This is a genomic window from Edaphobacter aggregans DSM 19364 (genome assembly GCF_000745965.1).
Lineage (GTDB): Bacteria > Acidobacteriota > Terriglobia > Terriglobales > Acidobacteriaceae > Edaphobacter > Edaphobacter aggregans.
Genome location: NZ_JQKI01000168.1, coordinates 1 through 10,082 on the forward strand (window position 1 = coordinate 1; position 10,082 = coordinate 10,082).

8 protein-coding genes are annotated in these 10,082 nt (G+C 55.6%); all 8 read right to left on the minus strand.

What is annotated here, in order from left to right; genetic code table 11:
- The coding region (locus tag Q363_RS27925) for a transposase (protein WP_211256395.1) at positions 1–700 on the minus strand (700 nt) is incomplete at its 3' end.
- Positions 701–887: 187 nt separating this feature from the next.
- Positions 888–3,128 carry a hypothetical protein gene (locus Q363_RS27930; protein WP_035357217.1) on the minus strand — a complete coding sequence of 747 codons (2,241 nt, stop codon included), beginning with the start codon at positions 3,126–3,128 and terminating at the stop codon, positions 888–890.
- The gene (locus Q363_RS36960) at positions 3,113–4,606 is read right to left on the minus strand and encodes a serine/threonine-protein kinase (protein WP_051979431.1); all 1,494 of its coding nucleotides are present in this window, start codon (positions 4,604–4,606) and stop codon (positions 3,113–3,115) included. Before Q363_RS36960 ends, Q363_RS27930 begins: the two co-directional genes overlap by 16 nt.
- Before the next feature lie 274 nt (positions 4,607–4,880).
- Positions 4,881–5,795, minus strand: a complete 915-nt coding sequence (locus Q363_RS27940; protein ID WP_157467723.1) for a metallophosphoesterase family protein — start codon at positions 5,793–5,795, stop codon at positions 4,881–4,883.
- A gap of 587 nt (positions 5,796–6,382) precedes the next feature.
- Positions 6,383–6,802, minus strand: a complete 420-nt coding sequence (locus tag Q363_RS27945; RefSeq protein WP_051979433.1) for a hypothetical protein — start codon at positions 6,800–6,802, stop codon at positions 6,383–6,385.
- Between the two features lie 257 nt (positions 6,803–7,059).
- On the minus strand, positions 7,060–7,692 hold the full coding sequence (locus Q363_RS27950; RefSeq protein WP_035357219.1) for a DUF4136 domain-containing protein: 633 nt from the start codon (positions 7,690–7,692) through the stop codon (positions 7,060–7,062).
- 148 nt (positions 7,693–7,840) lie between these two features.
- Positions 7,841–8,302, minus strand: coding sequence for a hypothetical protein (locus Q363_RS27955; protein ID WP_051979434.1), 462 nt, complete (start codon positions 8,300–8,302; stop codon positions 7,841–7,843).
- 5 nt (positions 8,303–8,307) lie between these two features.
- On the minus strand, positions 8,308–10,082 hold a 1,775-nt coding region (locus Q363_RS27960; RefSeq protein ID WP_035357231.1), incomplete at its 5' end, for an efflux RND transporter permease subunit.

The window sequence follows — 10,082 nt, forward strand, 5'->3', positions numbered from 1 at the left end:
CGTCGAGGCGAATACGGATGCGCACGTCCGGGAACAATTCACGGACGATCATCAGCAGGCGGCGCAGAATCCCCACCGTCCCTGCCGATGCGGTCGCGTTGCCGGGGCGCAGCACCGCCGCACACAGATACTGTTCGGCTTCGTCGTTGAAGCTGACAAAACCCATCACCGGCAGGTAGCACCAGGTGTCGTAGTGTCCGTTGAAGAAGGACAACTGCTGCGCCCCATGAGTCGGATCGTCGGTCGGATCAAGGTCGATGGTCACCAGGCGGGCACGATTGCCCAAGCGCTGGGCATGGCGCTCGATCACGCTGGTCGCCAGGGATTCCCCCATACGGTAGAGTTGCCTGGGCCCGACAGAGTTTTCAAAGCGCGACAGCGTTGGCTGCGAAGCCAGATCCAGTCCCGTGACCGGGTCACGGTCGAGCAGCATCTTGTGAATTGGATCGGCACCCAGACGCGCCGAGTCGTTGGCATCTGGGTAGCCGCAGGAAATCGAGAATACACGCTGCGCCAGCAACTCGCGCAACGAATGTTCGATCTTCCCAGCTTGCCGCTTGTCTTCCAGGCACCCGGCCAAGCCGCCGATCAAGCCGTAGCCTCGCTCGGCCGCCTTCAACAGGATGGCGCCGCCATCGGAACTGCCCTGCCGCTGATCGAACTGCGCCACGACCGGCTTGGGAAAAGTCTCAGCGAACAACAAACACTCTGTCGTGCTATTGTCTGACACGCATAGGCCACTTTGGCTTATTTAAACACTGTCTTGACAACATGTCCTGAGCTTTCGCTTCTTCAACTTTCAAGAATTATTCGGGCCTAGGGCCCACGGACTTTGAAAGTACGCACCTCAGCCGCGCAGGATCCAATACCCAAGATTGCGAATAGCGTTAGTCGCTTCTATCCACCACAGGCAGCGTCATACTCGTCAGCTTTGAAGCAACCGTCGGCTTAGCGTCCATTAATCGTGCCGTAACGTCCTCGCGCGCTGGGGCTCTGGGCGCGACGTCGGCCGCGATCTCAAGGACGCTTTGCAGATGCCTCAGTCGTGGTGGCAGCACACTGTCGAGATATTCCAAAGCTAATCCGCGTAACAGGCGATCGTCTGTATGCAAGGCCTTGAAGGCAATCTTCAACGGTTCTCGAGGCAGAACGAGCGCCAACAAGCTGAAAAGGTGCTCCCAATTCAGATTTGCCCGTTCTCGTAAAACGTTATCCAGAAACAGGAGCTGATCGGTAATCTGTCTCCGATCCAACAGACGTCGGCTTTCCCAGACTCCGGTGCTGACCGACAATTCGCGTTCAATAATTGTAAATACTATGTCCCGATCCGGATGGTATGCCGGGTTTCGTTGCAGAATAACGTCGAGCGCGCGAGCGCATTGAAAACGCACTTCAAACCTCGAATCATTCAATCCTCGCATCATTCCCTGGACAGCTCGAAGGTCATCCGAGTGAGCCAGCGCCCGAGGGATCCGCCGACGAATGGCAAAGTCGGTGTTCTCATTCAGCAGCGCATCGAGAAGCTGGCCTGCAATTTGACCGACGCCTTTGCGCAAGACGCGCAGCACATCCGGTGCGATTTCGTCCCAGGCAAGCAGAACGATCACTTGCGGAACCAGGACCGCGTCCAGATAATCAGTGGTCCCCAGGGTATGGCGCACAAGTTCGGCGTTGCCGGAGCGAAGGTCACCGAGTCGTTGCAGGATTGGATCGGAGAGTGGTGGGGCCTGCCGCTCCTGGATGCCGTGCTCCGCATTGGCAGGAGCGGCTGCCTCGGGAGTCACCTGCTGTGTTAAAGACAGCGTTCTCAGGACCACTGAGCGCGTCATGAGTTCCTGGCTCGTAGAGACATTCAGTTCGATAGCACGTTCCCCCAGCGCGTTTTCGAGGACTCGGACGTATAACTTTCCCAGTCGTCGGGTAACGAACAAGGCCACTCCTGACAAAGCCACCGAGGCCAGGAGGATTCCTTTTACGGCGAGTGCCCCACCTAACACGAAAAAGATCTGGGAAGCCGCGCCTCCAAGGATGTCACCTAGGCGATCGAATACGACATCAACCACAGGTTTGGCGGCTCGCTTCTCCCGCACGCGCAACGGTGTGTAGAGAAGCTCATAACCAGCTCGGTAGATGGAACAGCGTAAGACAATCTCCAATGCTCGAGTCACAACCAACACCGCAAACGAAGGAAAGATCAGTGCGCCGACACCGCCAGCTGCTACCACTGCCGGAAGAGCTCCTATGCCTCGGGCCAAGCCTTGCTTCTCAAGCCATTTGCGGGTCACCAGTACTTGAACGCCCAAACTCAACACATGCGCGGCGGTATAAAAGATCGCAAAGAAACGCAATAGACCCGGCCCACGACCTATCAAAGTCGCCGCCTGAGTCTTAAGGACGATGTCGAGCAGCGCCGCTATTGTGGTTCCGAGGAGTACCAATGCAGCCAGTGTCTGCAGATAACTGGATTTCCGGAATATCGGCCAAGCGGCAGATGTCAGCTGTTCCTCATGATCAGGATGATTGTCTTCGGGAGGAGCAACACTCCGCGAGCGGTACACAACGACGAAACTGATGCACCCACACAGCAAATGCAGGCTGCCCAGAAGAAGGAGTAAGGCGGTCGACGGCAGGATCACGGCGAACCGTTCAGCGGCCAATCCTCCTAAAATTCCGCCCAAGGTCCCAACACCGGCAATCCGGCCGAAGTATTGCTTGCCCGAGCGCGGATCAAAGCGCTCGTTAAGCAAAGACCAGAAATTAGACAAGACGATGGCGCCAAGGCCAACTATGTGAATGTAGATGATCACCACTACCACTGGGCGATAGGGCCCGGACAGCAGCAGCCATTCAACAAAATGCAAACCTCCACTGGCGAGAAAGGCCCACGATACTATCCGAGCCGGAGTCAAAGCCTGCAAGATCCGGGAATTGAGCAGTGCTGCGGCGATGGAGATAGCCGCCCCCGCCATCACCATCCGGGGAAAATACGACGGATCAAACTGGGAGAGAAAGAGAGCGTCCCGGGCCGCCTTGCCGGCCACCTGATGTGCCACCATCAGGCTCGAGACCAGCATGGCTATCTGTGCGACCGGACGGAGCGACTGGCTACCGTTTAGGTTGCTGGCCATAACGCGTCCGCGAACTGAGAATCCTTGTCGGAAAAAGAATTCGGCAGGTGAACTCGCCACCAACGTTCAGCATCTTGCCGTGTCCAAATACCGACGCCCTCGCAATCAGCAAGCAACTGTCCCAACTCTGCGGAGCTCTGAGGGCGACCTGCCGGGTCCTTCGCAAGGCAGCGCAGAATCACCGCCTCCAGGGATGACGGCAGGGAAAGCTCAGTTTTCTGCGACGGAGGCACAGGCTGTTTTTGTACATGAGCCAGAGCCACCGCGACCGGGCTGGGTTCTTCAAATACCGGTGTTCCAGTTAGCAGGAAATAACCGACGCATCCCAGACTGTAAAGGTCAGCTCGTGAATCGTAAGGCGCTCCCGTGGCCAGCTCCGGTGCCATATATGCTGGTGTTCCGGCGGCTGTTCCGTGAAGAGTTAGGCGGCTTTCGTCGCCGTTTTCGGACTTTACTAACCCGAAGTCCAGGACCTTCACGAAATCGAAGTTCAATCCCAACCGTGCGAGGAAAACGTTGCTGGGCTTGATGTCGCGGTGGATGAGACCGAGGCCATGTGCCTCTGCGAGAGAATCGCACACCTGCTGCAAAATCCACACCACTCGTGAGGGCGGCTGGGGCCCGAAGCGTTCGATCAGATCCGCAAGGTCAAGACCTTCGAGCAGCTCCATCGCATAGTAAAAGCTTCCATCTTCTGAGACGCCGAAGTCGTGGAGCGCCACGGTATGCGGAGATCGCAAGCGAGCAGTGGCTCGCGCTTCCTGCTCGAACCGCCGCCGCAGGACGTGCGCCTCGCGGCCGGTCCTTTGAATAAGCACCTCAGGACGAATTAGTTTGACAGCCGCGCCACTGGACAACCTTCGGTGCCGCGCCGCCCACACCTCACCCATTCCGCCGCGGCCCAGCATCTTTTCTAGCGAGTAGCTACCCATCTCGCGTGCACGGCTGATGTCGACCTGCATTTGGTAGATGTCTCGCGACAGAAAATACGTCCATCCCGCCATTAAGAAGGCAGGGACAAACCATAAAACAAGCTGGCTGCTCTCCCAAGCCGGAATCTTGGTCACCCAGCGACCGAGTGCATATGCCAGGGGTCCAGTAGATGCTGAGATCATGGCACCGAGCAAGGCGCGGAGCGGCGTATTGGGAACAAATATTCCAAACGTAAGAATCCACAAAGGTACAGCGGAAATTCCGAAGGTTGTCTGTACGGGCACGCGCGCGTTGCTGACCTCTAAGAGCGCTAGCCCAAAAGAGACAAGTATCTCAAAAAGCACGCTCAATTCCAGTACTCTGCGAGGAGACAAAAATCCGGAGCGATGGGTAACTATGATAGCCAGGGGTACTAGAACAAGCACAGCAATACCGACACGAAAAAGCAGCTGACGCTCACTTCCTCGAAGCTCCGGCTCCAGGAAGTGGTGCAAAACAAAGAGAACAACTGTGGTCACCGAGATAAGCAACGCCAGCCAGAACAAGCGGCGTGAAGTCTTTCCTAGAAGATCTGTGGGGATTCGAGTACCTGTTTCCGACGGCGTTGGGTACTTATCCGAAGCGGGACAAACAAGTGGCATAGTGCCACCTCGACATGATAGGCTGCAAAGCAGCCGAGTCCGGATTCATTTCGGGACCGTGATCGCGTCTTCGGCAAAACTGTCGAATCGTGGCGAAACGCTTAGTGCAGCGAAATTCGATGATGGCACTTGATCCCCCAGCGCCTTCACGTTGAAAGTATACACCTAACGAATGGTCTCAATGTGGCACCAAGCAGGTCGCCGAGATGGAATTCTCCTGGCCCTTCTTCTGCACTGTGCCCCGGTCAATCACTTTGCCATCACGAGACACGGTAGCAAATTCGAGCGAGTTCACAGTTGCTTGCAGCAGCATGAAGCTGTTGTCCTGGTCCAGTCCGCAACCGGTCTCGTCGCTATGACGGATGTTCGAGCGGCGCAACTTGGCTGCAGCGCCGGAGATGAAGTACTGAATACCTCTTTGCGGATTAAGCCTCTCGTAAAAATGCTCGTGCCCGGAGAACACCACATCTACTCCGTACTTGACGAACAGCGGCTCCAGCGACTCTCGCAACTTGAGCGAAGGTCCATGACGCTTGCCGGTGGAATATAAAGGGTGATGCATGAAAACGATAGTCCATTGCGCCTGATGGTGCGATAGTTCATCCTCTAGCCAACGTATTTGTTCTGGATCCATTGCCGTGCTGTCCAGGCTGATAGCACGAAGATACCGGGTAAGACTAAGAGCGTAGTAACGATGACCTTGCATGTTGAAGAGAGGGTAGAGGCGCTGACCTGGTTCGTCGTGATTACCTAGCGAAGCGTAGAACTTCACTCCAGAAGTCAACAGGCTGGCATAGGGGCGCTCGAATTTCTTATAGAAATCGCGCGGCGCCTCTTCGCCATAAATGTTGTCACCCAACATCAGAACGACATCGAACGAATACCGTTTCCACACAGCCACCATTTGATCTGCAACTTCCTGCTGCCGTCTGCCGCCGGTGCCGGAATCGCCAATCACCGCAAAGCGAACGGAATCGGGAGCGTCCGAGAATCCCAGGTTCTGCGCTAGCGCGCCAATCTTCACCATCCACAGACTCGCGCCAAGCAAAACCCAGCCGAGAATTTGATCTCGACACCACACAGGAATCAGCACCTCGTACTCACGACTTGCTAGATCGGCGCTGTGTCAATCAATGCGCCTGTCGTCAAGCTATATAGTATAGTTAGAGTGGTATTCCTCTTTGCTATAGAGTGTGAAATGGTGTTCTGAACCATGCTTGGGCGTCTTGCGGTCGGATGTTGGGTAGCAGTTCAGTGATCGCCTGGTCCAGCGGTCCGCTTGAGAATGTCCAGCAGATGGCGCTCAGGTATCCTTGCGCGGACCTCCCGCTCGAACTCCGCCAAGCCTTTGGGCTGAACGCTCGTGGCCAGTTGCTTCAGATGCGGCGCTCCGATTTGCATCGGTCACAGCCTCATCATCAGCATAACGTCTGGAGTCTACTCCAGAGTCAAGCACGCTGACATTACTCTCCACGCGAGATGGCTGTCTGGGAGTAAGGCTGTTGGCACCCGATAGAAATGTCAGGGTTTTCTGCCCGTTAGAAATGTCAGTGTAAACCTAGTCGTCGCCGTGCGGTGGGAATGTGTGAAATCGCTGTTCTTGCGATTTCCAAGGTCTGTGGGAAGGGTGGGAGATCGGACAGTTTCATCGTTCGATCTTCCATGCTTTCCATCAGACCGTCATTTCCACCGCGGACGGCGCCTCGATTTCGGTTCATAGTCTGGCCCGTAAAGCTTCCGGCCTTTCTTCTGATATCCGAGCTTCTCGCTGTTGGTTCTTACCTTCGGTTGATGCTTGATGTCCTGCTGTGCCTTCACCACCGTGAGTGCATGGGCCAGTCGCTTGTTCTCAACGATTGCTGTATGGCTGACTCGCTGGTCCTTGCTGAAGACGCGATAGGGAAGTGAGTGCCCCTTCCATCGAACCTCGAGCGGCCGATCAGCGAAATCGTAAACATCGACGTACTGGCCAGCCAGCTTGTCTGCCAGCTCAGTTCGCTCGAGGATGATCTGCCTGCGATCGTAGGCCAGGGCAAGCTGCTGACTGAGGTGACGTTGCTCGCGATGGCACAGGATGTCGGCAAGGCGGGACGCCTGCACGTTCAGCCTGCGATGCAGGTTCTCGGCAAAAAGACATAACCTGCTTCGGCTCGGTAGACGAATTTGCGAACAGTAATCGCTCCAATCGATGTGTAAAGGATGTAGACTGCCTCGTCTGTCTTTTGGATGAGGGATCGAATATCTCGATAAACATCCCAAAAATGTGAGTCCATTGCTCCTCCTCGTTGAGTGGGACCCGCCGACTGTCTCGGCGGGTCCAGTTGGCTAGCGCGAAGTTGTTCTTTCGCCCCTCGCACCTATTTACCGGGCTGAGGCGGATAGTTCTTGAAAAGCTTGACCATCGCCTTTTGCAGGTTCCCGTAGTTTTTATTCGGATCTTTCTTGAGGTCGACGGTCTTGCTAGCATCTCCGCGCCAGATCAACTGCTTTCTTGCAGGGTCATACAGGCCCACCACCAGCGTCCCAATGGGAATGGTAGAAGTCTGGCCCTGGACCGAGCTGAGGCCGCCCCCCCATGGACCTCCGCCCCACCAGCCATAGCCTCCCGAGCCCCACAGGTTTATGCTCTTTTCCTCACGGACGTTGGCCTGGTAGCCCACCAGAAGGTCCCCACCTTTGTCCACCTTGGTGAGACCTTTCTCTGCGAGCTGTGCATCGACTGCACGTCTAATGTCCTGATCGAGCAACGGATCATCTTGGATATTGCTACCGCTCATAGGTGGTGGGCCGACCGGCAAAGTTGGCAAACCGGTCGGGACATCGGCTTTTGACGGACCGCCCGGACCCCTCTGGACGTCGACCCATTGGTAGGTCCGATAGGATTGAAAGTTCGCGCCCCGGTCATAGTTGTAGTGAATGTCCTGTCCCCTGGCGTAAGCGAGCATGAACAACAAGGCTAGTGGCAATATCAGCTGTTTCGTGATTTTCATGGCATCTCCTTCTGTTTATTAGCACTATTGATCGGGCGAGCAATTCTCCATTCATCAACTCTGAAATTCTCAGACAGACAATGGACTCCTGCAGTATCCAATCATTTGCTACTGTGATACCGAGCCGAATCTTGTAATCCCGAGTTACTTAGGCGTCAAGGGTTTCAATACGGGGCGGCATACGATGCACTGAGGTAACGAGAGATACAAACTCCGGAAATGATTCGAATTCGGTTCTCAAATGCTCCCACTCACGCACAAATAAGGGACTGCGGAACCTCCGCTCAGCGGAACGGAGCATCAACTCCCACATTCGTCTTGGTATGCGGCGTTCAAGATACAAGAGATGCGTTAGCGAGACAAGGGTGCAGAATCGTAACATCGAGATGATCAAATCGTCCGTCCGCTCAAGTATCTTTGTGCCAGGCAGCCAGCTGAGCCACAAACCCGACGAAGAGTCCTTCAGCAGTTGGTCATACTGGGCTGACAACCCCAGGAAGATCTGCGCTTTCACCTGCTCGCGGTGAATCCCCACCGCGACAACCAGGCCGAGGCCTCCCATCAGAAGGGACAGTAATGTTGCGTATTGAATGATCTGTCCAATGTACATAGTGGTCACGCAGCCATCCCGGATTTAGCAGGCACGTTTGTTGGTTTCGCTAATGCAGCAGAACCCGCCTGTTCCTCGTGCTCCCAACGGATTAGCTTCAGATCCAGCACGACGAAGGAGTAGAGAACCGGAACCAGCCCCAGCGTCACGAAAGTGGCGATCGTCAGGCCGCCGATCTGGGCATAGCAAAGAGGCTCCCAAAGCGGGCCACCGTGCGCAGCCAGCGGAAACAGCGCAATCACTGTGGCCGCAACCGTGATCATCACTGGCCGCAAACGGAGGATGCCCGCATCGATCAGCGCCAACTCTAATTCCTCGCCCTCTTCTCGTCGCTCCTCGATAAATTCAAACAGCACAATGATGTGGCTCACAATTACACCGATGAGGCTGATGATCCCAAGGAATGCCATGAATCCAAAGGGCTGGCCCATAATGGCGAGTGAAAAAATTGCACCGACAACGCCGTACGGAATGGCCGCAAAGACGATGAGGGGTTTGAACGCATGCTTGAACTGCGCAAGCAGAGCCAAATAAATGGCGCAAACGCAAATCAGCAGCACCGTAGTAAGATCACCAAAGCCGCTGACCTGCTCTTTTTGCTCGCCTGCGAAGCGGAATATAAACCCGTCGGGAAGCTGCTTCTGGAATGCCTCCAGCTTTGGCATAGCCGCTGCGATTACCTCCGAAGGTAAATGTCCCTGCGTAGGCCAGCACTGCACAGTAATGGTGCGGTACTGATCGAAGCGTCGGATTTTAGGCGTTACCGGACTCAGGGCAGTCGTCGCCACGTGATCGAGAGGCACCGGAGGGGTGTCTTGCCGCGAGAAGACGTATAAACTGCGCAGATCAGAGAGTTGGGACCGCTCCTCCATCCGCATGCGTCCAACAATCGGAACCTGCTTGTTGCCATCTCTCAAAACTCCAGCCGTAATGCCATGAAGAGCCGCACCGACGGAATCGGAAACATCTGCGTTTGTGACGTGCGCCAGGTTTGCCCGGTCCGCATCGACGTGCACCACTTCTCTCACACTCGGCTCGCCCCAATCGTCTCGAACTCTGGCGGCAATGGGGATGTCGCGCAAGATTTGCTTCAACTGTTCGGCTTCCGCTCTGAGACGTGGCAGATCTTCGCCGGAAATTCTGACCTGAACCGGTATTCCAACCGGCTTGCCCGTTTCGAGATTCCTCGTATCAATGATTGCTCCAGGAATTTGCCTGTCCAATTCCGGCTGCAAAAGGGCAAGCAGAGGGGTCGTATCATGATTGTCTTTCGTTCGCAGAATCACCTGAGCATAATTGGTTTGCCTGTCCTCAGGTGTAGCGCTGCTCCAGAAGCGAGGACCGCCGCCGCCCACAAAAGTCGTCATCGAGACCAAAACATCCTTCGGATGTCCGTGCTCCGGATGGCTTCTACCATACTCTTCAGCTACCCGGCGGGTAACGGATTCCACCTGCTGAGCAACCGCACTGGTCGCGCTCGCCGGAGTGTCTTCAGGCAGCCACACGTCGATGTAAGAAAAGTATTGAAGATCCTTCGGAAAGAACTGCGGCTTCAGCGTGGAAAACACGACGACGCCCAATATCAGCAGAACAAGCGAGCCTGCCAGACACACCTTCCTGTGTTCAATGGCCTTCTTCGCGGTTCGGAAATACCAGCCCGTGAACCCGCGCTGCCGCCTCTCCTCGATAGGAGTTTCGCTCCTGGCTTCCAACAGAAACGAACTGATGAGCGGCACAAAGGTCATCGAGACGAGCAGGGCCGCCAGCAGCGAACAACTAA

What these genes read in the sequence shown, in the direction of transcription:
- Q363_RS27930 (WP_035357217.1), bottom strand. Translation starts at nt 3,128, where the DNA reads ATGGCCAGCAACCTAAACGGTAGCCAGTCGCTCCGTCCGGTCGCACAG.
- Q363_RS27950 (WP_035357219.1), bottom strand. Translation starts at nt 7,692, where the DNA reads ATGAAAATCACGAAACAGCTGATATTGCCACTAGCCTTGTTGTTCATG.
- Q363_RS27955 (WP_051979434.1), bottom strand. Translation starts at nt 8,302, where the DNA reads ATGTACATTGGACAGATCATTCAATACGCAACATTACTGTCCCTTCTG.